The following is a 23,637-nucleotide window of genomic DNA, read 5'->3' as shown; positions in this document are numbered from 1 at the left end:
GCAGCGACGGCCGGGCGCCCGCCGTGGGTACCTGGCCACCGCAGGTCCTCACCCACCCGCGTACGGCTGGACGGCACAGGCTCACGGCAGGGCAGGGCAGGGCATGTCATCCGCCAGGCAGCTCAGGCGAGTTCACGCGGGGTCCCCTCGGTGACGGCGCGGAGCTTGTCGGGGTTGGCCACGTTATGGATGGCCGAGATACGGCCTTCCGGGTCGAAGTCGAACGACAGCGTCGCAAGCACCCGGTCCGGGGCATGGAAGACCACACCCGGTCCGCCGTTGATCGAGGTGAACTCGGCCCGCATCTCGTGGGGTTCGACCCCCTGGTAGCTGGCCGTGCCGAGTGCGGCGAACCAGCCCGCCACGCTCTTCAGGCCCACGACCGGCTTGAGTGCCTGACGGACCTTGCCGCCGCCATCGGTCCACAGGGTGACGTCCGGAGACAGCAACTCCATGAGGGCATTGATGTCACCACCGGTCGCCGCCGCGAAGAACCGCTCAGCCACGTCGCGTTGGGCGGCACGGTCGGTGGTGAACCGAGGACGCCGGGCCCGTACGTGCTCGCGTGCACGGTGCGCCGCCTGCCGGACGGCCGGCTCGGCGCGTTCCACCGCCTCCGCGATCTCCGCGTAGCTGAAGGCGAACACCTCCTTCAGCACGAAGACCGCACGCTCCAGCGGACTGAGTGTCTCCAGGACGACGAGCAGGGCCATGGAGACCGAGTCCGCGGCGACGTCGCCGGCCGTGGCGGGGCCGGTGAGGATCGGTTCGGGGAGCCAGGGCCCGACATACGTCTCACGGTGGCGACGGGTCGAACGGAGCAGCTCCATCGACAGGTTGGAGACGATCCGGGTCAGGTAGGCCTTGGGGTCGGCGACCTGGGACCGATCGGCCGCCGACCACTTGAGCCAGGCGTCCTGGACGACGTCCTCCGCATCGACGGCGGTACCGAGGATGCGGTAGGCGACGGAGAAGAGCAGGGTGCGGTACTGCTGGAAGGCCAGCTGATCGCGGTCGGTACGGGGCGGCTGAGTCATTCGGCACTCCGGATACGGGTGTAGCGGCCTCCGCGCGGCCAGAACGCGCCGGAGGCGGGAATCTTCTTCATGCGGGCGAAGGTCGGCCACGGCGAGGCGGTGACCGTCTCCTTATACCGTGCGGCCCGCTTCCCGGTCAGCACGATGCGGCGCGGGCTGTCGTCGGGGCGGGTGAACTGCACGACGCCGTCTTCGCGGCCCAGACTGACCGGTGTGTGGTAGTAGCCGAAGCGAAAGGGCTTGGGCTCCTTGCCGGCCAGCGTCCGGAGGATCGTGAGGGCCGCGTGGACACCGGTGGGCATGCCGCCCTGGCAGGTCCCGTGCATCACGCCGTAGCCCTGCCGGATCGCCGCCGCGTCGCCCACGGCGTGGACATCGGGGTGGGAGACGGACCGCAGCGCCCTGTCGGTGATCAGCCGGCCTCGCCCGTCGACGCTCAGGCCCGCGGCGGCGGCCAGTGGCGAGACGCGGGTCCCGCTGGTCCACAGCACGGCGGCCGCCGGGACGCTGGAGCCGTCCGCCAGCTCGACGCTGTCCGGCAGCACCTTGGTGACCTCGACACCGCCGAGTACCCGTACTCCGAGCCGGGCGAGTGCTCCATCCAGATGGGCCTTGGCCCTCGGGTGCAGGCCCGCCCCGGGTTCCCCGCGGCCCAGCAGTGTCACCTGGAGCTCCGGGTACCGTTCGGCGATCTCTGCCGCGGCCTCGACTCCGGTGAGGCCGCTGCCGGCGACCACCACCGTCCCGCCGCCGAGCCGGGCCAGCCGGTCCGCGAGGAGGGCGGCGTCCTGTGGGCTGTTCAGGGTGTGCGCGTGGGCATCGACTCCGGGGACGGCGACGGTGTCCGCGACGCTGCCCAGACCGTAGACAAGGGTGTCGTAGCCCAGAACCCGGTCGTCGTCGATCCGGACGGTTTTCGCCTCGGCGTCCACGGCGGTGACCCAGCCTCGGACGAATTCGGCGCCGGTCCCCTCCAACAGCTCCCGGATGCTCATCCCGGCCGTCTCCTGACCCGTGGCGGTCATGTGCAGGCGGAGCCGTTCGGTGAAGTTCTCGAAGGGGTTGACCAGCGTCACGCGCACGTCTCCACGCTTCCTGGTGCGGGCCGCGAGTTGGATCGCGGCGGCGAGACCGGCGTATCCGGCACCTAGGACCAGGACCTCGTGCTTCTTTGCCTCTGTTGCGTTCATCGCGTTGCCGCCTCTTTCGTCTCGGTCGTCCGGGCCTTGCGAACGACCACCAGACGCAAGCTGCCCGCCCGTTCGTGACATGAGGCAGACGTGACCTGCGTCACGTGACCGAGCCGTGCGCCGAGCGGCGGCCGGTAGCCCTGACATGAGGCGTCGGAAGCGTCCAACGGGCCCTGATCGCGGAGGCCGAGGTGACTGAGACCGGCCTGTCCCGAGCAGCATTCCCGGCATGCCGGGCGACCGGACGTGAGGTCGGGGGCGTCAGACCGCGACGGAGAGCAGGTCCACCACGAAGACGAGGGTCGAGCCCGCCGGGATCAGCACAGAGGGTGACTGGTTGCCGTACCCGAGGCGCGGAGGAACGATGATCTCGCGCCGGCCGCCGACCTTCATCCCCCTGACCCCGCGGTCCCAGCCCTTGATCACCTTGCCACCGCCCACGGCGAACTTGAACGCCTTGTCCCGGCTCCAGGAGGAATCGAATTCCTTTCCGGACGCGAAGGTGACCCCGACGTAGTGAACCTGGACCACCCTGCCCGGCTTCGCCTCAAGCCCGTCCCCGACGATGAGGTCGCGGATTGTCAGCTCGTTGGGAGCATCACCCTCCGGACGGTCGATCCCGGGCTTCGTCGGTTCACTCATCGCGGCCTCATTCGCTCACCGCCGGTGGCTCTCTTGCGGACCGGCCGGCGCGCAGTCACTCTATGCCGTCACCACCTCGACCGTGCCGACCGTTACCGACCGTGCCGAACGCGGCGGGCAGGGGCGCTTGCCTTTGTGACGGGCGACCACGTCCTCACCGTGGCTCTCACCATCGTGCCCATGCCGCCACCGTCCACCGGCGAGGATTCCGACGAAACGACAAAGTCCGTATATGTCAACTGATGCCTTCCTGTGGCGTCTCAGTCCTCGGCGGCCTGCTGGTGTCGCTCCGGCCGCTGTGCTAGAAAAACTGCCGTGACAGGCGATCGTCTTCTGGTGGAGTGTCTCCACATCGATCTCTGCCGCGTTTCCAGCGCTTCCTGTTGAAGCCTGCCGCGGCGTCCACAGTGATGCCTGAGTGACGTCCCCGTGAAGCTCACGGGCCGTACGGATCTCCCCTCCCGATAGGCCGCGGGCCTCGCGCGTTCGGCGCGTTCCCACCCAGCTGTGTACGCGCAACTCGCCCCGCCGATCTGTCCCCAGGCCCGGCGCCACTCCACGCCACCGGAGAGCTTTTCATGTCCATGCCCACATTTGTACAGGAGCGGTCCGCCGAGTCGGGCCCGTCCAGCGAGCAGCCTCGGGTCGACCGCCGGCCTGAACGCGCCGCTCGGTGGCGCCGTGTGGGGCTCCGGTCGGTGGCGCTCGTCGCTCTTCTCGCTCTGTGGCAGCTGGTGGTCTCGCTCCAGGTGTGGTCACCGGTACTGGTGCCGTCGCCCGGTGCCGTGTGGCGGGCGCTGCTGGAGACCTCGGGGACCCACGACGGGGTGCGCGGCTATCAGGGACACACCCTGATCGAGCACCTCGGCATCAGCCTGCGCCGAATCCTCATCGGCGCCGGTGCGGGGGTTGCCGCAGGTCTCGTCATCGGGCTCCTCATGGGCACGCTGCCGTGGGTACGGGCCGTGCTTGAGCCCGCGGTGGCGTTCCTGCGCACGCTGCCACCGCTCGCCTACTTCAGCCTGCTGATCATCTGGTTCGGCATCGACGAGGCGCCCAAGCTCTGGCTGCTGGCCATCGCGGCGATGCCGCCGGTCGCGGTGGCCACCGCCTCGGCCGTGGCGTCCGCGCCGACCGCACTGGTGGAGGCCGCCCGCGCGATCGGGGCCCGGCGCGGACAGGTCGTCGCCTCGGTCGTCCTGCCTTCCGCACTGCCCGAGATCCTCATCGGCGTCCGGCTCGCCTTCGGCATCGCGTACTCCTCGGTGGTGGCCGCCGAGACGGTGAACGGACTGCCGGGGATCGGCGGAATGATCCGCGACGCCCAGCGCTACAACCAGTCCGACACGGTCGTCCTCGGCCTCTTCGCCATCGGTATCTCCGGCCTGCTCATCGACGCCGTGCTGCGGGGGCTGGAGAACCGGCTCGCCCCGTGGCGGCGGCACGCATGACCGGGGGCCGAGCACCACTCTTCCGCGTACCGCTTCCCTCCTTTCGTACCCCTTCTCTTCCCGCTCGTACTCGTCAGAAGGACACGCATATGCCCAGAACACGCGGTTGGCTCCGCACCTCTTCGCTCGCGGCGGCACTGGGAGCCCTGCTGGTGGTGACCGCGTGCGGCCAGGGCGGTTCCGGGGAGGAGGGAAAGGGCGGCGGCAAGACCATACGGATCGCCTACCAGGCCTTCCCCAGCGGTGACTTGATCGTCAAGGAGAAGGGGTGGCTGGAGAAGGCGCTGCCGGACTACACGATCAAGTGGACCAAATTCGACTCCGGCGCCAGCATCAACACCGCCTTCGTCGCAGGGGCCGTGGACCTCGCCGCCATCGGGTCCAGCCCGGTCGCCCGAGGGCTCTCTAAGCCGCTGAACATCCCCTACCAGGTCACCTGGGTACTGGATGTGGCCGGGGAGAACGAAGCCCTGGTCGCCCGCAACGGCTCCAAGATCTCCTCGGTCAAGGACCTGGAAGGGCACAAGGTAGCGACCCCGTTCAGCTCCACCTCCCACTACAGCCTGCTGGCCGCTCTCGACAAGGCAGGCGTGAACGCCTCGAAGGTCCAGCTCCTCGACCTTGAGCCGCAGGACATCCTGGCCGCCTGGACTCGCGGTGACATCGACGCCTCGTACGTCTGGCTGCCGACCCTCGACGAGCTGAAGAAGACCGGCAAGGTGCTCATCTCCAGCCGCGAGCTCGCCGCGTCCGGAAATCCCACCCTCGACCTCGGGGTCGCCTCCACCGCCTTCATCAAGGCGCACCCGGATGCGCTGGCCGCCTGGCGGAAGGCGCAGGCCCAGGCGCTCGACCTCATTCACGACGATCCCACCGCGGCCTCCACCGCCGTGGGCAAGCAGCTCGGTATCAGCCCCGGCGAAGCGGCCGCACAGATCAAACAGGGCACCTTCCTCAAGCCGGCCGACCAGGCGGACGCCAAGTGGCTCGGCACCCCGGGCAAGGTCGGCGGGCTGGCGGACAACCTGCGGAGCGCCGCGCAGTTCCTGGTCGACCAGAAGCAGATCGACGCGGCACCCGACCTCGACACGCTGCGCAAGTCCGTCTACGTGGAAGGGCTCACCGATGCCGTCGCTCCCTGATGTAGACAAGGACAGCCGCGCCGCCGACAAGGACAGCCGCGCCGCCGACGAGGACATCGCCCATGTCGATGGGGCAGCGGCCCCTGCTGCGGAGAAGGAGGACCCGACCGGCACCACGCGTGCCGAACGGGCCGCTGCGGAGGGCGCAGAAGCGGCGCCGACGGCTGTCTCCGTGCACGACGTACGACATACATACGGTCGCGGTGCGGAGGCGGTGACCGCGCTCGGACCGGTCACACTGGAGATCCCGGCCGGTGAGTTCCTCGTTCTCGTCGGTCCCTCCGGATGTGGCAAGAGCACCCTGCTGCGGCTGATCGCGGGCTTCGAGCGGGCCTCCCAGGGGAAGGTCACCGTCAACGGCGAGACCCCCGAACCCGGCCGACAGGCGGGAATCGTGTTCCAACAGCCTCGACTCTTCCCCTGGCGCACAGTTGGCGACAACATCGCTCAAGCGTTGAAGTACGCCCGCGTTCCGCGGGCCGAACGTGCCGGCCGCATCGCCGAACTGCTGGAGCGGGTCGGGCTGGCCGACACCGCCGACCGCCGCACCTGGCAGATCTCCGGAGGCCAGCAACAGCGCGTCGCCATCGCCCGCGCACTGGCGGGCGGCAAGCGACTCCTGCTGCTCGACGAGCCGTTCGCTGCGCTCGACGCGCTCACCCGCGAGCGGCTTCAGGAAGATCTGCGGACGGTCAGCGCGCAGACCGGAACCACCTCGGTCTTCGTCACGCACAGCGTCGACGAAGCGGTCTTCCTCGGCACCCGCACCGTCGTCCTCTCCGACAGGCCGGGAACCGTCGCCCTCGACATCCCCATCGGCCTGCCCAGAACCGGCGTCGCCCCCGACGACCTGCGCGGCCTGCCCGAGTACGCCGCGCTGCGCGCCGAGATCGGAACAGCCGTACGTAACGCCGCCCGCTGACCGCACCCCCGCCGAACCGGAGGAGAAGACATGACCGCCGCCACCGAGACCCCGACCGGCACCCCGCCCGCCCTGCGCGACCACCGCGTCCCCGCCGACGGACTCTACGAAGGCCCGCGCACTCTGCGGCGGGTGCCCGAAGGATGGACAGACCGGCCCTACGAACTGTTCACGGTGGTCCCGTCGGGGCGGGTCATCGGCGCGGAGATCCACGGCCTCGACCTGTCGCGGCCCGTCGGCCCGGCTCTGGGCGCGGAGCTCGACAGGGCGCTGCTTGAGTGGAAGGTGCTGTTCTTCCGCGACCAGCACCTCACCTCCCGGCAGCAGCGTGACTTCGCCGGACACTGGGGGGAGCTGGAGACCAACCCGCTGCTCGCCACCGGCGACGACCCCGAGGTCGTCCGCCTGGACCGGACGGCCGTACCGACGTTCGAGAACGTCTGGCACGCCGATGTGACCTTCCGCGAGCGCCCGGCCCTCGGGGCGGTCCTCCAACTGCGGGAGGTGCCTCCTGTCGGCGGCGACACCCTGTGGGCGGACATGGCCGCCGCCTACGACAACCTGCCGCCGGAGGTGAAGGAGCGCATCGAGGGAGCGCGGGCCGTGCACGACTTCATTCCCGGGTTCTCCCGCTTCTACCCGGCGGACCGGCTGGCGCCGCACCAGGAGGAGTTCCCGCCGGTGGAGCACCCGGTGGTGCGGCGCCACCCCGGTACGGGACGCCGGACCCTCTTCGTCAACGCCTCGTTCACCACCCGGATCGTGGGCTTCTCCAGGGAGGAGAGCGACCGCCTGCTGCGGCTGCTGTTCCAGCAGGCCCATGCCCCGGAGTTCCAGGTCAGGTTCAGCTGGCGCGCGGGTGATGTGGCGTTCTGGGACAACCGGGCCACCCAGCACTACGCGGTCAACGACTACGCCCCGCACCGCCGGGTGGCCGAACGCGTCGCCATCGCCGGCGACCGCCCGTACTGAGAGCCGTCCGTCAGCCGCGCCCCGGAGCCGCTGTCCGGAAGCCGTCCGGGAACGGCTCCGGGACGGCCCCCAGGGGCGCGTCCGGCGCGGCGTCACCCCGGACCGAGCCTGATGGTGTCTCCTGTCGGGTGCGGTGCCTGGCCGGTGCCGTGACCACCGGCGGGTATTCCTGGTGGATCACCGGGTAGGCGGTCGGGCAGCGGAAGAGCTCGACCGATTACGCGGCGTGAGGGCGGACAGATGGCTGACGGCATGCTGGAAGAGGACCTCTACCGATTCGAGGAGCTGCTGGACGACGGGGAGCGCAAGACACTCCACCGCGTCCGGGAGTTCCTCCGCGAGGAGGTGGCCCCGCATGCGGACACCTGGTGGGGCAAGGCGTCCTTCCCACACCACTTGATCCCGCGTTACGGGGAGTTGGGCATCGCCGGCCTGGCCTTCGAGGAGTGCGGCACCAGCACGGCGAGCAGCCTGCTCAGCGGCTTCATCGCGATGGAGATGGCCCGCGTCGACGCCTCGATGGCCACGTTCTACGGCGTACACGCCGGACTGGCCATGGGCAGTATCGCCCGCTGCGGTTCCGCCGAGCAGCGCAGCCGCTGGCTGCCCGCGATGGGGCGGATGGAGAAGATCGGGGCGTTCGCGCTGACCGAACCGCAGGGCGGGTCCGATGTCGCGGCGGGTCTGCGGACCACAGCGAGGCGTGACGGCGACACCTGGGTGCTCAACGGTGAGAAGCGGTGGATCGGCAATGCCACCTTCGCCGATCTCGTGGTCGTCTGGGCCAGGGAGGACGGAGGCGAGGGTGGCGTACTCGGCTTCGTGGTCGACAGCTCGACGCCCGGGTTCTCGGCGAGCATCATCGAGAACAAGATCGCCTTGCGAACCGTGGAGAACGCCGACATCGTCCTGAAGGACTGCCGAGTCCCTGAGGAGAACAGGCTCCAGGAGGCCCACGGCTTCCGGGACACCGCAGACGTCCTGCGGCACACCCGGAGCGGTGTGGCCTGGGAAGCCGTGGGCGTCATGCTGGCGGCATACCGCATCGCCCTGGACTACACGCGTGAGCGCGAGCAGTTCGGCGGGCCGGTCGCCCGCTTCCAGCTGGTCCAGGACCTGCTGGTACGCATGTTGAGCGACGCCACCTCCTGCCTCGGGATGGTCGTGCGGCTCGCCCAGTTGGAGGACGCGGGCACCTTCCGCGACGAGCACTCGGCAATGGCGAAGGCCCACTGCACGACGCGTATGCGCGAGGTCGTCGGCTGGGGGCGCGAGCTCCTGGCCGGCAACGGGATCGTGCTCGACTACAGCATCGGTCGCTTCGTCGCCGACGCCGAGGCGCTCTACTCGTACGAGGGGACCAGGGAGATCAACACACTCATCACCGGGCGCGCGGTCACCGGACTCGGCGCGTTCGTCTGAGCCGCCGGGGGAGGGGCACCCAGGGCCCGGAGGCTGGGACTCGGGATCACCAGGTGCCGGGATCACCAGGGTCGACGCCGTCGTCGGGCAGGGGTGGGCGAGCCGGATCGCTGTGGCTGCGCCCTCTGCCCGGAGCACCTGGGCAGAGGGCGCCGTGGGGTGGCGATGGCAACGAGCGGCGGCTCCTCCGCTCCCTCTGCCGACGGGACGACCCGCGGACAGACCTTCCCCGAGCTCCTGGCGTGCTCGAAAACCATCGTCGAGGGAACGCTGAAAGATGTCCGCTCCGCAGGCAAGTCGCATGTGCGGGTGACCATGTCGGTGGACCAATGGCTGAAGCCCAGGACGGGACTCGACACAGCCACCTCCGACCTGGCCGACCCCACCGAGCGAGACCCGGAAGAGGCCTATGGCCAGGGTGACCGTGTGCTCATGGTGATCCCGTCGAACGCTGATCAGATCGCTACCGCGGCTTCCCCTTCCAGGGGCAGGAAATCCCAGCGACGAGAGACCGGATCATCCGCACGCTGCCAGGCGTGACCGACGCCGACTGCCCGACAGACTTCCGCTGACCCGCGAATCCCAAACGATGGCAGAGTCAGGAAGGCGCCTGAGAGCGCGAAGTCGGATGGGCCGAGCGAGTCCGGCCCTCACCGCTGTCGCCGGCCTGCTTGGCGCCCCTGTCCCTGTCCCTGTCCCCCTCCCCGTCGTCGGCGCGGCGGGCTGAGCGGAGCTTGAGGACGAGCGGCAGCAAGAACCACGCTGCGCCGAACCACACCATGACGGCTCCGACGAGCAACTCCGCCAGCGTATCGGTGAGGACGGTGTGCAGCAGGAGCAGAAGTGTGCACCCGATGGTGAGCGCGAGCAACACCATGCCGCACACCATGAACCGGCCCGCGATGACGACCACTTCGTCCTTCATCTGGGACCCCGAGAGGAACCGGTGCAGCGCGACGGGCGCTATGAGCGCTCCGATGGCGGCGGCTCCGAGTACGACGGTAACCACGTAGACGCGGTGATCGAAATCTCCCAGGCGTTCGAATCGCTGGGTGAAGGCGACGCTGAGGAGGAAGCCGAAGAGGATCTGGATACCGGTCTGCGCGACCCGTGTCTCCTGAAGGATCTCGTTCCACCGCCGGTTGACCCGCTCTCTGGGGTCCTCCCGCGACGGCTCCTCCGGGCCTCTGACCTTCTCACGCCCCGGGTCGGAGACGATCGTGCCAGGCGCCCTCGCTCTGCCGTTCTCGCTGTCCGAGGGCGCGGAGTCCATTGACTTCATGTCGCCTCCTCTCATTGGCACACATGTGCCCCCAGTGGAGTCGGCCACGCCCTCATCAGCGACGGAACCCGAACGAGCCTCCAAGGTGCGCAGGCTGGGGGCACACAAGGACATCCGTGGCCCGTACCCCACCGCTCCTCCCGGGCCCCCAAGAGACACGCCTGGTCGACGAGGGCGACGAGTCGCTGAGACGACGCCGTGCCAGAGCTGTGAGTGGTGTTGGTGGTGGCTGGGCGGGGCTCGGGAAGCCGGGCTTCGGGGGCCGCGATGGCGCGGTGCCGAATTCCTCTACCGCGTCGGCGACCTCAAGCGCTGAGCACGCAACTGGCCCCGCGCCGCCGTCTACTTGTATGCCTGATTCAGCTCCCAGATCCCCCATACGATCACAGCCAGCGGAATCAGAACGGCTGCGGCGCCGAGCACGACACCCGCCCGCGCCCGGAAGCGATCGGCTCCCTCTCTGCCCCTCAACCTGCGCAGAGTGATGATGCCTGAGACCACCGCAGAGATCCCCACGGGCACGACGAAATACACGGGCAGAAAGCGGACCCATATCGGGACCAGAGGGGGCAGAAAGGGACAGGCCACCATTGATACGGCGGCAGCGCCCAGTACAAGCGCCGTCGTCCCCGTCGACTCCTGCTGCGCCGCCACCTGTTCACTCGATCCGGCTATCTGCTCATCGGAACTCATGTTCGGGATGTTAGGCAGTAGGTATCGCACTCCGCTTGGGCGCGAGTACCTAGGTTGTCCTGAGTAGCCCGCTGCCGGACCACTGCGAGTGGGACGAAGCGCAACCGCCGACAGTGCCTGGAAAGGCAAGGGCACGCGGACGGTGGAGCAGATCATCGCCGGTGCTGCCCGGCGCTGGGCTGTACACGCGTACGCGGACGCGCTCTACTCGGCGGACTGATGATCTGCGGGTTTTCGTCGGTGGTGGTTCGGCATTGTGGTGTCAGCGCGGTAGCTATCGGGTTTCTGCTGTTCGGCGTGGTGTGGTCAGGGATTCGATCGGTGACACGAAGCCAGATTTGGTGCTGATGATTTTGTTGATGGTGCAGGTCGGTTGGTTGCCGGTCGGTTGAAGCTTCCTACGGTGGGAGCTTCAGGTTGTAGCGGATTCCTCTTGCAGTGAGCCGGAGTTGTTCACCGTTCTGGACTGTGATGAGCGGGAACAGCGAGCTGCCTGGGGCGCGGTCCAGCAGGCTGGACCCCTCCCCAGCCCTTCACGATCGAACATCAAGGTGACGCTCTGCGACGACACCCCAAGACCTGCGCCAGAACCGAGCTTGAGCAGCGTTTGTTCACCACGTCGGACGGCACCGTGCTTTGGCACTGTTCGATTGGCCGCGAGGGTCTTGGAATTACTCTTTCAGTCAGGGACGGAAGGTGCGGCGGTAGGTGTCGGGTGGGACGCCGACACTGCGGTGGAAGTGGCGGCGCAAGGTCGTGGCGGTACCCATGCCGGTGGCCGCAGCGATGGTGTCCACCGTGGCATCGGTGGTCTCCAGCAGTTCTTGGGCTCGACGAATGCGCTGGGTGTGGAGCCACCGCAGTGGCGTGGTGCCGGTGAGGTGCTTGAAGTGGCGGCCTAGGTGGCGTGAGCTCATCCGGGCCTGGCGGGCCAGATCCTCCACGGTCAGTGGCTGGTTCAGCCGCTCCAGCGCCCAGGGCAAGAGCTCGCCCAGGGGGTGGTTGCCCGGGGCGGGGAGAGGGGTGGCGATGAACTGGGCCTGGCCGCCGTCTCGGTGGGGCGGGATGACCAGGCGTCGGGCGATCTTGTTCGCGTTGGCCGAGCCGTGGTCGAGGCGGACCAGGTGCAGGCACAGGTCCATGGCGGCGGCCTTGCCCGCGGAGGTGAGGATGTCGCCGTCGTCGACGTAGAGGACGTCCGGATCGACGGTGGCCGCCGGGTGGCGCCGGGCCAGTTCCCGCGCGTGGGCCCAGTGTGTGGTGGCGCGCCTGCCGTCGAGCAGTCCTGCCGCGCCCAGGACGAAGGCGCCCGTGCACAGCGAGGCTACGCGGGCGCCGGCCGCGCCGGCCGCACGCACCGCCTCGATCAGCTCGGCAGGCGGGTCGCGGTCGGTGTCAGCCCAGCTGGGGACGATCACTGTGTCCGCGTGCGCTAGATGGTCGAGCCCGTGGTCGGGTTCCAAATGGAAGCGGCCGACGTGCACCGGACCGCTCCCGCAGAGGGAGAAGTCGTACCAGGGGTCCACGATGTGGGTCAGGTCGGCTCCGAAAATCTCAACGGCCACGGACAGTTCGTAGTGGAGCATGCCGTCGGTGACGGCCAGTGCAACAACGGGCATGTCTGAAACTGTACGCACCATGTCGTTTCCGACGATCGTGCGAGGCGCTTCCGGACGGACAGGATGGGGGTGTCAGGCCGCAGCGGATGGACCTCGCAGCGGGCGTTCGAGTGCAGGGAGCGATCTCATGGGATCAGGTCAACTGGTGACGGTGTTCGGCGCATACGGCCACACCGGGCGGTTCGTCGTCGCGGAACTCGCCGCCCGTGGGTTCGTCCCGGTGCTGTCCGGGCGCAATGCGCAGACCTTGGAGGAGCTGGCCCGAGAACGCGGGCTGGAGGCCCGGGTGGCGTCGGTCGACGACCCGGCCTCGCTGGACCGGGCTCTGGTGGGAACGGCGGCGGTCATCAACTGCGCCGGTCCTTTCGCCTCGACCGTCGGCCCCGTGATCGAGGCCGCGCTCCGCGCGAAAGTCCCCTATCTGGACGTGGCCGCCGAGCTTGAGGCCAACCTCGACACCTTCGCCCACTACCACGAGCGGGCCCTGGACGCGGGAGCTGTGATCGTCCCGGCCATGGCCTTCTTCGGCGGCCTCGGCGACCTACTGACCACCGCCGCGATGGGCGACTGGACCGATGCCAACGAGGCACACATCGCCTACGCGCTCAGCAACTGGAACCCCACCGCCGGTACCCGGCTCTCGGGGGCGGTCTCCCGCGAGCGGCGCGGCGACCACCGCCTGCGCTACAGCGGCGGACAGTGGGAGCACCGCACCGGCGCCGCGCCCACCCTTGAATGGGCCTTCCCGGAACCGATGGGACCGCGGCAGGTCATCGGGGAGTTCACGATGGCGGACGTCGTCACCGTCCCCCAGCACCTCTCCATTCCCGACGTGACCACCTACATGACCGTCGAGGCGGCCCGAGACGTCGCCGCCCCCCACACGCCGGCCCCGACCGCCACCGACGAGAGCGGGCGCTCGAACCAGACCTTCCTCGTCGACGCCGTCGTCCGCTCCGGCGGAGCCGAACGCCGGGCCACGGCCGGCGGCCAGGACATCTACGCCGTCACCGCACCCCTCGTCACCGAGGCCCTCGAACGCGTCCTGACCGGCCGCACCAAGACCGTCGGCGTCGCCTCCGCCGGCGAGATCTTCGACGCCCCCGACTTCCTGCACGCGCTCGACCCGCACATCACACTCGACCTGCACCCGCAGAACCAGAACACCTGACCCGAGCCATCCGCCCTGCCCTCGGGCGCGCACCCTCAGCGGGCCGTGACGGCATGGACGCCGGCGTCCCCGTTCGATTCCCTCACCTTCAACGGCAGGGGCAGCGGAACGTACTCGAAACGGAACGTGCCTGCCACCAGGTCCCGCTGGAGTCGGAGAGCGGCCATCTGCGACCCTCCGGGTATACCCCAGGTGTCCGAGCCGCCGTGCAGGACGTAGAAGCCGTGCTCCCCGCCAGCCCGCTCGGGGGCGTCCCCCGCTACGGCGGTCCGGTCGCCCTGCTGACGTCCGCGACGATGTTCAGCGCAGGTGAGACGTACGCCCAGGTCCTCATCGGCCGGCCAGGCGGGACCGTCCGCATGGGGGCGAACACGCAGGCACCTTCTCCGACACCCTGGACCACACACCACACACCGCACACCGCCACGGCGGTCTGGCTTCCGGACGAGGAGTTCCTTACCCGCCGTGGAGAGACCTTCGACGGCGCGGGCATCCCCCCATATCCGTAGACCGGTCTTCACCGAGGAGGAGTTCGCGACGGACCGGGACTCGGCCTTCGGCGCGGCGTCGCGGTACGCGGGATCAGAAGCTGTACCGGGTGGAGCCACGCGCCCGTCGGCGTGGCGTGTCGTGGCAGAGCAACTGTGCGGGGCCGCCGCCCCTCGGGAGTGACGGACACGCCCTAGGGGGAGGTGACGCGCCACGCCGCCTCGATCATCTCGAAGATCTCGTCCACCGCGGCCTGCGGGTCGGGCGCCTCGCGGGCCAGTGCGTACGCGTCGATCACGAACCTCGCGATTGTCCGGCAGGCCGTTGTGGTCCGTGCCAGGTCAGGATCGGCGGCCATAACCGCCGCCAGCGTCTCCGCATGGCGCAGCCTCATCGACTCCTCGTACTCCCGCAGAGCGGGGGACCCGGCGATCATGTGCCAGACCGTGGCGTTGCCGTCTGCGGTGCAGTGGCGCACGAGGGCGTGGATCTCGCGGCGCAGTGGGGGGAGGAGCGGCTCGTGCGGCGCCCGTCCGGTGACCGCCTGGGTGAGGCGCTGCTCGAAGTCCGTGTCCTGCTCGAACACCAGGGCCTCTTTGGAGGCGAAGTGGGAGAAGAGGGTGGTGACGGCTACATCGGCTTCGGCCGCCACGTCACGGATGCCCACCGCGCCGTACCCGCGTTCCGTGAAGAGCCGGAGGGCGGTGTCGGCGATCTTCTGGCGGGTCGCGGCCTTCTTGCGCTCACGGCGTCCGGACTCAACGGTCATGCATTGACGCTAGCAGGTGGTAAATCCTAACTGTTTCAAAAAGCTAACCGTTAGTGTTAAGTTCTCGGCATGAAGAAAGTGAACTTCGCCGAGTTCGGCGGTCCGGACGTCCTGCGCCTCATCGATGCCGAGGAGCCCCACGCCGGCCCCGGCCGGATACGCGTCGCCGTGAGAGCGGCGGGCGTGAACCCCGTCGACTGGCGGATCCGGGAAGGGCAAGTTCTGGGCGCCCACCCGACCGAATTGCCCGCCGGAGTCGGGCTGGACGCCGCCGGGGTCGTGGACGAGGTCGGTGAGGGCGTCGACGGGATCGAGATCGGCGACCACGTGTTCGGCGAGGGCTCCAGTACGTACGCCGAGTTCGCCGTCCTGTCGGCCTGGTCCCGGATGCCCGAGGGACTGCCGTTCGAAGAGGCGGCCGGGTACCCCTCCGTGGTGGAGACCGCGCTGCGCGTCATCCGCGAGGTCGGTGTGCTGCCGGGGCAGACGCTGCTGGTCAGCGGGGCGTCCGGGGGAGTCGGGTCGGCGGTGCTGCAGATCGCCCGCGACCGTGGCATCGCGGTGATCGGCACGGGCAGTGCTTCGAACCAGGAATATCTGCGCGGCCTTGGCGCCCTCGCCACCACGTACGGCGAGGGCTGGGCCGAGCGGGTGCGGCAGCTCGGCCGGGTCGACGCCGCTCTCGATCTCGCCGGTTCGGGAGTGATCCGCGAGCTCGTCGATCTGACAGGGGATCCGCAGAGGGTCGTCTCCATCGCCGATCTCGGCGCGCCGGAGTCCGGGGTCCGGTTCTCCGGCGTGGCCGGGAGCGTGCCGGAGGCGCTCGCCGAGGCCGCCCGTCTCATCGCGCGAGGGAAGCTCCACATCCCGGTCGAGAAGGTGTACACGCTCGCCGAGGCCGCGGCGGCCCACATCGACAGCCAGGCCGGCCACACCCGCGGGCGTCGGGTCATAGTCGTCTGACCAGGCCCACGCGCCGGCCGTGACCGGAACCGGGAGGGGACGGGCACGGATGCGGGACCTCGCGGGTTCGGGGCTGCGTGCGAGGAGTACGCGCCCGGACCCTTCCGTGGTCCGCCGAACCGCTGCCCGGCTGGGAGGGCGAGAAGCAGCTGCACTCCGGGTTCCACTCCGGAAAACCGGACAGTCCCGGCTACACGAAGGAGCAGGCCCGCCGTCTACCGGGCCCGGGTGCTGGAACCGTCCGCGACCCTGATGACACACCCGCACCGGGGTTGAGATGTCGTGGCAGATCCGGCCGCAGCGGGCCGGACGTCCCGCGATGCTGCACTCCGGCGGCTGCACCCGCTCCTTCGGGGAGGGCGTGTTGATCAACCGGCCGGAGGCGCAGATCGCGCAGGCGGCCCCGACACCGCAAAAGGGGCCGGGCCGGTGGTTTGAGCGGAAGCTCGACGGACACCACACCGCCGTGCGGCACACCCAGGAGACCGTGATTCTCTACGACCGGTTCAGGCAACCGAACCCGATCGATGTCGAATCCAGGCCAACCGGGTTCGGGCCAGCACCTGGTCCACGTAGACGACGAGGCAGCCACGACACGTCGCCCTCCCACCCTCCCCACAAGCCGTCAGGACGGCTGAAGCTAGGCCAGTATGAGGCCCGCCCACCCAGTCCGTATCTGCTGTGAGGGGTGATCAGATACGCGCCGGTGGTCATGTCCTCTTCCGCCCAGCCGGTCACCTCGATCAGCTGCCCGTCCGGCGGCCCACCGGTCAGCTCGCGGTAGTCGCGTCCGGGCGGCGCCCCCGGTGGCGGGTCATCACGCTCGCTGCCGTACACCCTCTCGGTCCCTGTGCCACGAGACCAATCTGGTGCGGCGCCGGGTTCACCAGCACGCAATCGGCGCGACACCACCGCGAAGACCCCACTGCGCGTGACGCAACACCTGCCCCGTACAACCCTGAGGCCCCTCCAACAGTCCATACCTGCACCGAACGACGTGGGTGCGCGCGCGTACGCGCCTGAACGCCTGCCCACTCGCGCACCCGCGCCGACCGATCGAACGAATTCCGAGTGCCGTACCACCGGACATCCGGCCTGCCGCAGGAGAAGAAGACCCACATGCACCAGAGCCTCCGTATCGCCACCGCTACCACTGCCGCGGCCGCGTTCACCGGCGCGCTGCTCGTCGCCGGGGCGGCCGGCGCCTCCGCCGCGCCTTCCAGGCTGCAGGGCGACTTCAACGGTGACGGCTACCGCGACCTCGTCATAGCCGCGCCCATCGGCAAGATCTCGGGCAAGGAAGGGGCCGGTTACGTCACGGTCGTCTACGGCACCAAGAGCGGCCTCGACAAGTCCAAGCACACAGTCATCAGCCAGGCCACGGCGGGCATCCCCGGCACTCCGGAGGCCAGTGACTACTTCGGTGACCGGCTCACCACAGGCGACCTCGACGGCGACGGGTACACCGACCTCGTGGTCGGTGTGCACTCCGAGCGGATCGGCTCCACCGACTCGTCCGGTGTCCTCACCGTCATCTGGGGCGGGGCGACCGGCCTCAAGACCGCCACCGACATCGCGTCCCCGCTGCCCAAGTACCGGAACGAACTCGGCTGGGCCCTGGCGACCGGCGACTTCGACGGCGACGGACACACCGACCTCGCCGCCGGTAGCAACTCCACCCCGAGCCTGAACATCTTCAAGGGCCCCATCTCCCGTACCGGCAAGGCCGCCGCACTCGTCGGCATCGACACCACCGCCGCCACCGGCATCTACCCGGACAAGCTCGTCGCCGGCAACGTCAACCGGGACGGCGCGGCCGACCTCCTCGTCATGGGCCAGCAGGAGAGCGGCAACGGGTACGCCACCCGCAGCGTCCTCTACAAGGGCAGCTCCACCGGCCTCAAGGCGTCGAGCAAACTCGCGGGCGGCTACGCGGCGGCCATCGCCGACGTCGACAAGGACGGTTACGAGGACATCATCACCGGCAACTTCATGGAGAAGTCAGCCGGGGAACCGAACGGCGGTCCGGGCGGTGCGGTCACCGTGACGTACGGAAGCGCCTCCGGACTGTCCACCCGGACCCCTGTCCGGATCACCCAGGACACCGCCTCGGTGCCGGGCACCGCCGAGAAGAACGACCACTTCGGGTGGAGCGTGTCCGCGGGGGACACCAACGGCGACGGGTACGCCGATATCGTAGTGGGCGCCCCGGGTGAGGCCCTCGGATCAAAGCAGTCGGCCGGCACGGTCACCGTGCTGCGCGGCTCGGCCAAGGGACTGACCGGGATTGGCTCGAAGAGCTTCTCCCAGGACACAGCAGGAGTCCCCGGAGCCGCCGAGGCCCGTGACGAGTTCGGCGCCTCCGTATGGGCCACGGACAGCAACAACGACGGCCGTGCGGAACTGGTGGCCGGTGCCGCCGCGGAGAACAACGGCGTTGGTTCGGTCTGGCTGTTCAAGACGGGTGCCAGCGGCATCACTGCGACCGGATCGACGTCCTTCGGTCCGGGATCGGTCGGCGGGCCTGCCGGCATCTCCTACTTCGGCGACAACTTCGCCAACTGATCGCTCGGGCTCTGACAGACCCCTTGGGCTCTGGTCGTACCCACGTACGCTCAGGTTCTGCCCCTGTGCGTACGTCGGTACGTCCCCTTCAGTTATCCGCGAGGCTGCGCTGGGGTTCTTCAAGGTTGTCCTCGGCCCCGTCTTTGGGGCGCTGGACAACGATCTGATGCGCCGCTTCGCGCACAGCGGTACCGAATGCCGCCGCAAGCTCCTCAACGGCCAGTACCGGGAGCTGGACAAACAGCTCCGCGCTCTCCGACGGGCGCAGGAGCGCATCAAGGAGAACCCCGAGATCGGACTGGACGCGCTGGCTGCTCTGGGCTTCGGCGTCGCGGAACTCGGCATGAGCGATGCCGACCTGACGGCTCTGGCAGGAGCGGTATGAACGGCGTTTCCTACTCCTCGACCCAGTGGCACGACTACTGGAAGTCCAGGTGCCGGCGACCTAACGTGAACAGCGGCGCGGAAACCACATCGCCGATGTGATCGCGGCCGACGGATGCGTGGTGGAGATCCAGCACGCGAGCATGTCCCCGACATCATGGGCCGCGAACTGGACCACGGCCACATGGTGTGGATCTGGGACGGCCGCTCCGCCTAGGCCACACCGATGCCCTCTCACTCACCGCCTTCGCCAACGGCATCGTGAGCTTCCGGTGGAAGAACCAGCGCCTCAACCTCCGTACGTGCCGGCGCCCGTGCTTCCTGGACTCTGGATGCTGGGGGAGTCCGGGAAACAGATGCTGCTGAAGGTCGACATCCTCAACAAGGACGGAACGGGCTCCGGTCAGCTGGTCACCCACGACATCATGCGGCTGTGGATCGTCTCCGGCCTTCCTCGCCGTCCCTCGCCGAGCTCCCCGAAGGCTGCGGCATCCGGCGGTGAAATTCGCCGCGGCAGTCGCTCAGCACCACCATCCACCTGCCGGGCCCTGTACCAAGTCTTGCAGTTCGGGGCCCGGTTGGGCGCGGGAATGGTCAGTAGCCATCGCGTTCGAAGGGCGGCCCGCACTGCTCGATGAGGTCGCAGGTACACGTACCGTTCTCGTAGGAGGCCTTGTCGCACTCCTCGTAGTACTCCCGTACCGCGGCTTCGATGACCGGCCGCCGGACCTGCCCAGTCCATCGCTGGAGAAGGCCATCACCGCGTGCCTGGCCCCCGAACCCGCCGACCGCGAAGGAGCTGACCACCCGCATGGTGACCCTGCGCGCCCTGCGCCCCGACGACGCCACCGCCCTCACCCGCGTCTACAGCGGCGCCTCCATCCGGCACACCACCGGCAAGCCCCTCACGCTCGAACAGGCCCACGAGAAGATCCGCGCAGCCCTCGCCCGAGCCGCCGAAACCCCCCGTGCACAGTGGAGCTGGGGCATCCTCACCGCAGACGAGATGATCGGCCTGATCTCCCTACGGCGACGAACCCCGTCCGTGGGCACCATCAGCTACATCCTCCGCGAGGACACCTGGGGCCACGGCTACGCCACCCACGCCGCCCACCACGTTGTTTCCGTCGCCTTCACCACCGCCGGCCTCAACCGGCTGGAGGCCATGCACCACCCCGACAACCCCGCCTCCGGCCGCGTCCTGGCCAAAGCCGGGTTCACCCGCATCGGCACATCCGACCGGCACACCGATGACGGAACCGTCCCCTACGAGCTGTACGCGCTGGAGAGCAGTGCCTGACATGAAGCTCAACGACCTCGGCCCGCTGATGGCTCGCCGCCAAGACAGCGGCCTCAGTTTCGAGCGCTTCCGCGCCGCCCCGGCACTGGCTGATCTGCAATGGCCCAACGACGTCCTGAGGGACTTCCTCTTCGACCACGGCGACAATGGCCACTTCGTGGACGACTACGGAGACGTCGATCTGTGCGCCATCACCTGGAAGCTGGAGACGATCCCGGCTGCGGCCTTCCCCATCATGCCGACTGGCGAGAGCGACGTCGGCTGCATCGAGAGCTACGCCGCCGACCCGGTGCACTGGGTCAAGGTGCGGCCCCCGGAAGTCGGCCGGTACTGGGAAGAGCACGGGACGTGGCTGCGCACGCCGCTCCTCATCGACCGGCGCCTCCTCGACCCGGCGGACAGCGGACTGCAGGTCCTGGAGGGCCCGCACCCGCGTCGGAGTGCTGCGCGGTCGCCTCCGCGAGCAGCTACGCGTCGCCCCTCACCACCAGGCATGGGTGGGACGTCCGTGAGAACCTGCCTCGTCTCGCTGCGTACGCTGCGAGCATCGAGGTGTTTTCGAGGAGGAGCTGCGGATGACTGAGAAGGCGTCTGTGCCCGGGCCGCGCCGGGACATGGCGATGCACAACGACTGGTGGGTGTCGGGCTGGGAGCACGTGCTGCCCCGTCAAGGCTTCCCGCTGACCATGTTGATCGGGACCGCGAGCCGGCCTGGCTTCACCGGCTCGCTGGACGACCTGGTGCACGAGATCTTCGACGGGCAATGGGACATGATCGGCGGCGACCTCGACGGCGCGCTCACCTTTTCCTGGCCTGATGAGGAATGGGACTACGAGACGGCGCCGGAGGGCCGCGAGGCATGCGAGGCGGCCCGCTGGGAGCAGTTCAGCACCATGCTGACGACCGCCGGCTTCCCGGTACCCACCACCGTGCGGGACCTGTCCGAGCTGTACCTGACGTGGGGCCTGGCCCGCCGCGAAGAGACACCGGACGGGCTCCAATGGTCCATGCCCGCCGCGCTGCCGCTGCCGGGTGACCTGCTGCCCCTGGACCCCGAACTCACCGAGCGCCTCGACGGGATCCGCTGGACCATGCGCACCGGCCCGCTCCTCGACACCCTCATCGACCACCTGGTCGACGATCTGGGTGAACCGGCAGAGACCCTCACCTCCCTGGACCGGCTGGCGGAAGCCACGGGCCAGGACGTCGACGACACCCGGCTCGCTCTTACGGAACTCGTGAAATCCGGCGACGCCCGTGTCCAGCGCGGCGAGGAACCGGCCGACGCGGAGCGCCTGGAGGCCCACCGCCGCTTCCGCCTGGTCATGGACTGGGAGCACTTCCACGAGAACCGCATCCAGGTCAGCCGCGGGTGACCGAGACCGCGCACGGCACCGTGGGGACCAGCGGCACGCGCCTAATCGTGCTCCGAGGCAACAGCGCCTCGGGCAAGTCGTCCGTCGCGGCCGGCCTGCGCGAAAAGTTCGGCCGCAACCTCGCCATCATCGCCCAGGACAACCTCCGCCGGATCGTGCTGCGCGAACGCGACCGGCCCGCCGGCGCCAGTATCGGTCTGATCGACCTCACCGCCCGCTACGCCCTGGACCACGGCTTCCACGTTGTCCTGGAGGGCATCCTGTACGCCGACCGCTACGGCACGATGCTCCAGGACCTGGTGCGCGCCCACCAGGGCGTCACACGGTGCTACTACCTCCACGTGCCCTTCAAGGAGACAGCGCTCCGGCACGCGTCGAAACCAGATGCCGAGTACCTTGCGCACGTCAACGAGGACCACCTACGCGACTGGTACCGAGAGAAGGACCTGCTCCCCAATGGCCTGGAGACCGTTGTCGACGCGGCCAGCACCCTGGACGACACGGTCCAACAGATCTACTCCGAGAGCGGCCTGGACGGTGTTCTCCCGATCGACCGCTGAGGGGTGCCACCCGCAGGTACGGTCATAACCACGGCATCGACGACAGCACACACCACCGGACCCAGGGGGCAATGGGCGTGGAGAACGGATCGGACAGCATCCCGTGGGGCGGCGAGTGGCGACGCCACCTCCGCTCCGATGCCGAGATGGATCTCGTGCGCTCGTGGAAGCGCCGTGTCGAATGCCCGACTTGCAAGGCAGCCGCAGGGCGGGCCTGCCGCACCGCGGGTGGCAGCCCGACCAACGAACACCGTGCACGTCGTGACGCCGTCGGCCCCATCCCGTACACGAAGTGGCGAAAGGAGGGCCTCATCCCGGAGCAGCGGACGTACACGATTCCGGCCGTGCTCAAGGAGTCGGAGAAGGCCCGCGCCGACTTCAACGTGGACACCGCCCTGGCCGACGGTGTGGCGGTCGTCCGCATGTTCCTCGCCGACCGGCTCGGATTGTTCCTCCAAGGCGAGGAGGCCATGGACCGCATCGACGACGCCGTGCGCAAACTCATTGAGGTCCGCGGCCCGGTGGGGACGGCCGACGTGGTCACTGTCCTCGCCGGCCAAGTCGCCTCGCTGCTGGCTGCGAACGCCGGACCCGACACCGATCCGGAGGCACTGTTCGACACGACGATCCGCGCGCAGATCGACATGGCCCGCAGGATGAATGCGGTCGAGAAGGAACGAGCCGACGGCTGACCGGCCGGTCAACACTGACGTAGTCCCACCCACTAACCTCCTGCCGATGCAGTACCAACCTGCACGCCTGGCGGTGTCCCGTTACTGAGATTGAACTCGTGAAGTCATGGGGGCTGACGGTTGGTGCCTGCCTGCGGTATCACCGGAGGATGAGGTATCCACAGGGTGGTGGGTTGACTGCTGAACGGCCGTGCAAGCGCGAGGAGTTACGGCTTCAGGCGGCTGAGCGGTTTGCCCTGGGCGAGGGCAGTTCAGCGATCGCCAGGGATCTGCGGGTCAGCGTCCGGTCGGTGCAGAGATGGCGTCAGGCATGGGCCGAGGGCGGGCCGCGATCCCTGCGATCGCAGGGGCCTGCATCGCTGCCGCGCACGGCTGGGAGGACCAGCGCTGGACTCTGAGCCGTGTGAAGACGGTGATCGGACGGCGCTTCCACCTCACTTACACGATCCAGGGCGTACGCAAGTTGTTGGCGCGTAACGGCTGGTCCTGCCAGGTTCCGGCCCGTCGTGCCGTGGAGCGCGATGACGGCGCGGTGGCTGGGTGGGTCAAGGAGGTGTGGCCCCGCGCGGAAGACTAGCGGCGGCCGTCAATTCACCTTGGCCTGACACAAGATCAATGATCAGAGTGCTTGCACTCGGACTCCCACCCGGGGTCCGTCACGAACCGGCTCAGCCGGTAGGTGGTCGGCAGTGCCAGGCGCCCGCACAGCGTGTCGATCCGGATCATCGACCCGTCGACTCCTGCCTCCCGAAGGCGGCGCAACTGCGTGCGCATCTCCGCCTGGTCCCGAGTCTCAACGATCACTTCCCACTGCCCCGCGTCCGGCGCGGCGCGAGCGGCAAGCCGCTGAGTCTCGGCCTCTTGTCGCCGCCTCCTTTTCCCTTGTCCTGGCACCAGTCCAGACTCACTGGCCGACCTCAGAACGGCAAGGCAATTGGATCGAGCACGCACATCCCCGCTCGGTGATCATTTGTCAGACACGACCTAGTGCCGTCA

The 23,637-nt window shown here is 68.9% G+C and carries 26 protein-coding genes and 1 pseudogene; 18 read left to right on the top strand and 9 right to left on the bottom strand.

Translation table 11 applies throughout. The features are described from left to right. Positions 1-122: 122 nt before the first annotated feature. The 3 genes from ACZ601_RS13540 to ACZ601_RS13530 all read right to left on the bottom strand — a co-directional run bounded on the left by ACZ601_RS13540 (position 123) and on the right by ACZ601_RS13530 (position 2,869). On the bottom strand, positions 123-1,037 hold the full coding sequence (locus ACZ601_RS13540) for an RNA polymerase sigma-70 factor (protein ID WP_469536824.1): 915 nt from the start codon (positions 1,035-1,037) through the stop codon (positions 123-125). Next, on the bottom strand, positions 1,034-2,227 hold the full coding sequence (locus ACZ601_RS13535; protein WP_469536822.1) for an NAD(P)/FAD-dependent oxidoreductase: 1,194 nt from the start codon (positions 2,225-2,227) through the stop codon (positions 1,034-1,036). Before ACZ601_RS13535 ends, ACZ601_RS13540 begins: the two co-directional genes overlap by 4 nt. A gap of 261 nt (positions 2,228-2,488) precedes the next feature. After that, complete coding sequence (locus ACZ601_RS13530) at positions 2,489-2,869, bottom strand: FKBP-type peptidyl-prolyl cis-trans isomerase (RefSeq protein ID WP_469536819.1); 381 nt, start codon at positions 2,867-2,869, stop codon at positions 2,489-2,491. Positions 2,870-3,447: 578 nt separating this feature from the next. Here ACZ601_RS13530 and ACZ601_RS13525 point away from each other — a divergent pair. The 6 genes from ACZ601_RS13525 (at position 3,448) to ACZ601_RS13500 (ending at position 9,318) form a co-directional block, all read left to right on the top strand. Further along, positions 3,448-4,320, top strand: a complete 873-nt coding sequence (locus ACZ601_RS13525; RefSeq protein ID WP_469536817.1) for an ABC transporter permease — start codon at positions 3,448-3,450, stop codon at positions 4,318-4,320. Between the two features lie 89 nt (positions 4,321-4,409). Further along, positions 4,410-5,462, top strand: coding sequence for a taurine ABC transporter substrate-binding protein (locus ACZ601_RS13520; protein ID WP_469536815.1), 1,053 nt, complete (start codon positions 4,410-4,412; stop codon positions 5,460-5,462). After that, on the top strand, positions 5,446-6,384 hold the full coding sequence (locus ACZ601_RS13515) for an ABC transporter ATP-binding protein (protein WP_469536812.1): 939 nt from the start codon (positions 5,446-5,448) through the stop codon (positions 6,382-6,384). Before ACZ601_RS13520 ends, ACZ601_RS13515 begins: the two co-directional genes overlap by 17 nt. 30 nt (positions 6,385-6,414) lie before the next feature. Further along, the gene (locus ACZ601_RS13510) at positions 6,415-7,356 is read left to right on the top strand and encodes a TauD/TfdA dioxygenase family protein (RefSeq protein WP_469536810.1); all 942 of its coding nucleotides are present in this window, start codon (positions 6,415-6,417) and stop codon (positions 7,354-7,356) included. Between the two features lie 240 nt (positions 7,357-7,596). Continuing rightward, a complete protein-coding gene (locus ACZ601_RS13505; RefSeq protein ID WP_469536808.1) occupies positions 7,597-8,778 on the top strand; it encodes an acyl-CoA dehydrogenase family protein in 1,182 nt (393 codons plus the stop codon). Between the two features lie 159 nt (positions 8,779-8,937). After that, entirely contained in the window at positions 8,938-9,318 is a 381-nt protein-coding gene (locus tag ACZ601_RS13500) for a hypothetical protein (protein WP_469536805.1), read from the top strand. Positions 9,319-9,376: 58 nt separating this feature from the next. Here the strand turns inward: ACZ601_RS13500 and ACZ601_RS13495 are convergent, their stop codons facing one another. Together ACZ601_RS13495 and ACZ601_RS13490 are read right to left on the bottom strand one after the other, a co-directional pair. Continuing rightward, entirely contained in the window at positions 9,377-10,051 is a 675-nt protein-coding gene (locus ACZ601_RS13495) for a DUF6328 family protein (RefSeq protein WP_469537599.1), read from the bottom strand. Between the two features lie 351 nt (positions 10,052-10,402). Further along, a complete protein-coding gene (locus ACZ601_RS13490; RefSeq protein ID WP_469536802.1) occupies positions 10,403-10,753 on the bottom strand; it encodes a hypothetical protein in 351 nt (116 codons plus the stop codon). An 88-nt stretch (positions 10,754-10,841) separates the two neighbouring features. Here ACZ601_RS13490 and ACZ601_RS13485 point away from each other — a divergent pair, with 88 nt between their 5' ends. Beyond that, positions 10,842-10,973, top strand: coding sequence for a hypothetical protein (locus ACZ601_RS13485; protein ID WP_469536799.1), 132 nt, complete (start codon positions 10,842-10,844; stop codon positions 10,971-10,973). 463 nt (positions 10,974-11,436) lie between these two features. Here the strand turns inward: ACZ601_RS13485 and ACZ601_RS13480 are convergent, their stop codons facing one another. After that, positions 11,437-12,372 (bottom strand): helix-turn-helix domain-containing protein, encoded by a 936-nt coding sequence (locus ACZ601_RS13480; protein ID WP_469536796.1) that lies wholly within the window; start codon positions 12,370-12,372, stop codon positions 11,437-11,439. 127 nt (positions 12,373-12,499) lie between these two features. Between ACZ601_RS13480 and ACZ601_RS13475 the strand changes: the two genes are divergently transcribed. Beyond that, complete coding sequence (locus ACZ601_RS13475; protein WP_469536794.1) at positions 12,500-13,543, top strand: saccharopine dehydrogenase family protein; 1,044 nt, start codon at positions 12,500-12,502, stop codon at positions 13,541-13,543. A gap of 35 nt (positions 13,544-13,578) precedes the next feature. Here the strand turns inward: ACZ601_RS13475 and ACZ601_RS13470 are convergent, their stop codons facing one another. Next, positions 13,579-13,710 carry a hypothetical protein gene (locus ACZ601_RS13470; RefSeq protein ID WP_469536791.1) on the bottom strand — a complete coding sequence of 44 codons (132 nt, stop codon included), beginning with the start codon at positions 13,708-13,710 and terminating at the stop codon, positions 13,579-13,581. Between the two features lie 39 nt (positions 13,711-13,749). Here ACZ601_RS13470 and ACZ601_RS13465 point away from each other — a divergent pair, with 39 nt between their 5' ends. Next, positions 13,750-14,052, top strand: coding sequence for a hypothetical protein (locus ACZ601_RS13465; RefSeq protein ID WP_469536789.1), 303 nt, complete (start codon positions 13,750-13,752; stop codon positions 14,050-14,052). 173 nt (positions 14,053-14,225) lie between these two features. Here ACZ601_RS13465 and ACZ601_RS13460 read toward each other — a convergent pair whose 3' ends face one another. Further along, positions 14,226-14,801, bottom strand: coding sequence for a TetR/AcrR family transcriptional regulator (locus ACZ601_RS13460; protein ID WP_469536786.1), 576 nt, complete (start codon positions 14,799-14,801; stop codon positions 14,226-14,228). A 69-nt stretch (positions 14,802-14,870) separates the two neighbouring features. Between ACZ601_RS13460 and ACZ601_RS13455 the strand changes: the two genes are divergently transcribed. From ACZ601_RS13455 to ACZ601_RS13445, 3 genes are all read left to right on the top strand, one after another. Continuing rightward, on the top strand, positions 14,871-15,764 hold the full coding sequence (locus tag ACZ601_RS13455; RefSeq protein ID WP_469536785.1) for an NADP-dependent oxidoreductase: 894 nt from the start codon (positions 14,871-14,873) through the stop codon (positions 15,762-15,764). A 1,119-nt stretch (positions 15,765-16,883) separates the two neighbouring features. Next, the gene (locus tag ACZ601_RS13450) at positions 16,884-18,329 is read left to right on the top strand and encodes an FG-GAP and VCBS repeat-containing protein (RefSeq protein WP_469536782.1); all 1,446 of its coding nucleotides are present in this window, start codon (positions 16,884-16,886) and stop codon (positions 18,327-18,329) included. Positions 18,330-18,495: 166 nt separating this feature from the next. Next, positions 18,496-18,714, top strand: a complete 219-nt coding sequence (locus tag ACZ601_RS13445; RefSeq protein ID WP_469536779.1) for a hypothetical protein — start codon at positions 18,496-18,498, stop codon at positions 18,712-18,714. A 593-nt stretch (positions 18,715-19,307) separates the two neighbouring features. Here the strand turns inward: ACZ601_RS13445 and ACZ601_RS13440 are convergent. Continuing rightward, positions 19,308-19,526 (bottom strand): hypothetical protein, encoded by a 219-nt coding sequence (locus ACZ601_RS13440; protein ID WP_469536777.1) that lies wholly within the window; start codon positions 19,524-19,526, stop codon positions 19,308-19,310. Here ACZ601_RS13440 and ACZ601_RS13435 point away from each other — a divergent pair. From ACZ601_RS13435 to ACZ601_RS13410, 6 genes and pseudogenes are all read left to right on the top strand, one after another. Continuing rightward, positions 19,525-20,013 carry a GNAT family N-acetyltransferase gene (locus ACZ601_RS13435; protein WP_440573490.1) on the top strand — a complete coding sequence of 163 codons (489 nt, stop codon included), beginning with the start codon at positions 19,525-19,527 and terminating at the stop codon, positions 20,011-20,013. The two genes, ACZ601_RS13440 and ACZ601_RS13435, sit on opposite strands and share 2 nt — an antisense overlap. A 1-nt stretch (position 20,014) precedes the next feature. Continuing rightward, a complete protein-coding gene (locus ACZ601_RS13430) occupies positions 20,015-20,596 on the top strand; it encodes a hypothetical protein (RefSeq protein WP_469536774.1) in 582 nt (193 codons plus the stop codon). Beyond that, positions 20,589-21,389: a DUF6042 family protein gene (locus ACZ601_RS13425; RefSeq protein ID WP_469536772.1), complete on the top strand. Its 801-nt coding sequence runs from the start codon at positions 20,589-20,591 to the stop codon at positions 21,387-21,389. Before ACZ601_RS13430 ends, ACZ601_RS13425 begins: the two co-directional genes overlap by 8 nt. Beyond that, on the top strand, positions 21,386-21,949 hold the full coding sequence (locus tag ACZ601_RS13420; RefSeq protein WP_469536769.1) for an AAA family ATPase: 564 nt from the start codon (positions 21,386-21,388) through the stop codon (positions 21,947-21,949). Before ACZ601_RS13425 ends, ACZ601_RS13420 begins: the two co-directional genes overlap by 4 nt. A 71-nt stretch (positions 21,950-22,020) precedes the next feature. Continuing rightward, complete coding sequence (locus ACZ601_RS13415; protein WP_469536767.1) at positions 22,021-22,641, top strand: zinc finger domain-containing protein; 621 nt, start codon at positions 22,021-22,023, stop codon at positions 22,639-22,641. Positions 22,642-22,790: 149 nt separating this feature from the next. Beyond that, positions 22,791-23,212, top strand: a pseudogene (locus ACZ601_RS13410) (winged helix-turn-helix domain-containing protein); the annotation flags it as partial. Positions 23,213-23,637 lie beyond the last annotated feature (425 nt).

The organism is Streptomyces sp. NPDC104307, from assembly GCF_055584045.1.
This window is presented reverse-complemented; position numbering and strand designations above follow the sequence as displayed.

Excerpts from the sequence above, each read along its gene's own strand:
- ACZ601_RS13535 (WP_469536822.1), bottom strand. The coding sequence starts at position 2,227 with ATGAACGCAACAGAGGCAAAGAAGCACGAGGTCCTGGTCCTAGGTGCC.
- ACZ601_RS13475 (WP_469536794.1), top strand. The coding sequence starts at position 12,500 with ATGGGATCAGGTCAACTGGTGACGGTGTTCGGCGCATACGGCCACACC.
- ACZ601_RS13430 (WP_469536774.1), top strand. The coding sequence starts at position 20,015 with ATGAAGCTCAACGACCTCGGCCCGCTGATGGCTCGCCGCCAAGACAGC.
- ACZ601_RS13450 (WP_469536782.1), top strand. The coding sequence starts at position 16,884 with ATGCACCAGAGCCTCCGTATCGCCACCGCTACCACTGCCGCGGCCGCG.
- ACZ601_RS13505 (WP_469536808.1), top strand. The coding sequence starts at position 7,597 with ATGGCTGACGGCATGCTGGAAGAGGACCTCTACCGATTCGAGGAGCTG.
- ACZ601_RS13540 (WP_469536824.1), bottom strand. The coding sequence starts at position 1,037 with ATGACTCAGCCGCCCCGTACCGACCGCGATCAGCTGGCCTTCCAGCAG.
- ACZ601_RS13510 (WP_469536810.1), top strand. The coding sequence starts at position 6,415 with ATGACCGCCGCCACCGAGACCCCGACCGGCACCCCGCCCGCCCTGCGC.
- ACZ601_RS13480 (WP_469536796.1), bottom strand. The coding sequence starts at position 12,372 with ATGCCCGTTGTTGCACTGGCCGTCACCGACGGCATGCTCCACTACGAA.
- ACZ601_RS13435 (WP_440573490.1), top strand. The coding sequence starts at position 19,525 with ATGGTGACCCTGCGCGCCCTGCGCCCCGACGACGCCACCGCCCTCACC.
- ACZ601_RS13440 (WP_469536777.1), bottom strand. The coding sequence starts at position 19,526 with ATGCGGGTGGTCAGCTCCTTCGCGGTCGGCGGGTTCGGGGGCCAGGCA.
- ACZ601_RS13425 (WP_469536772.1), top strand. The coding sequence starts at position 20,589 with ATGACTGAGAAGGCGTCTGTGCCCGGGCCGCGCCGGGACATGGCGATG.
- ACZ601_RS13470 (WP_469536791.1), bottom strand. The coding sequence starts at position 13,710 with ATGGCCGCTCTCCGACTCCAGCGGGACCTGGTGGCAGGCACGTTCCGT.
- ACZ601_RS13515 (WP_469536812.1), top strand. The coding sequence starts at position 5,446 with ATGCCGTCGCTCCCTGATGTAGACAAGGACAGCCGCGCCGCCGACAAG.
- ACZ601_RS13415 (WP_469536767.1), top strand. The coding sequence starts at position 22,021 with ATGGGCGTGGAGAACGGATCGGACAGCATCCCGTGGGGCGGCGAGTGG.
- ACZ601_RS13530 (WP_469536819.1), bottom strand. The coding sequence starts at position 2,869 with ATGAGTGAACCGACGAAGCCCGGGATCGACCGTCCGGAGGGTGATGCT.
- ACZ601_RS13520 (WP_469536815.1), top strand. The coding sequence starts at position 4,410 with ATGCCCAGAACACGCGGTTGGCTCCGCACCTCTTCGCTCGCGGCGGCA.
- ACZ601_RS13455 (WP_469536785.1), top strand. The coding sequence starts at position 14,871 with ATGAAGAAAGTGAACTTCGCCGAGTTCGGCGGTCCGGACGTCCTGCGC.
- ACZ601_RS13445 (WP_469536779.1), top strand. The coding sequence starts at position 18,496 with ATGCGCCGCTTCGCGCACAGCGGTACCGAATGCCGCCGCAAGCTCCTC.
- ACZ601_RS13490 (WP_469536802.1), bottom strand. The coding sequence starts at position 10,753 with ATGAGTTCCGATGAGCAGATAGCCGGATCGAGTGAACAGGTGGCGGCG.
- ACZ601_RS13495 (WP_469537599.1), bottom strand. The coding sequence starts at position 10,051 with ATGGACTCCGCGCCCTCGGACAGCGAGAACGGCAGAGCGAGGGCGCCT.
- ACZ601_RS13460 (WP_469536786.1), bottom strand. The coding sequence starts at position 14,801 with ATGACCGTTGAGTCCGGACGCCGTGAGCGCAAGAAGGCCGCGACCCGC.
- ACZ601_RS13525 (WP_469536817.1), top strand. The coding sequence starts at position 3,448 with ATGTCCATGCCCACATTTGTACAGGAGCGGTCCGCCGAGTCGGGCCCG.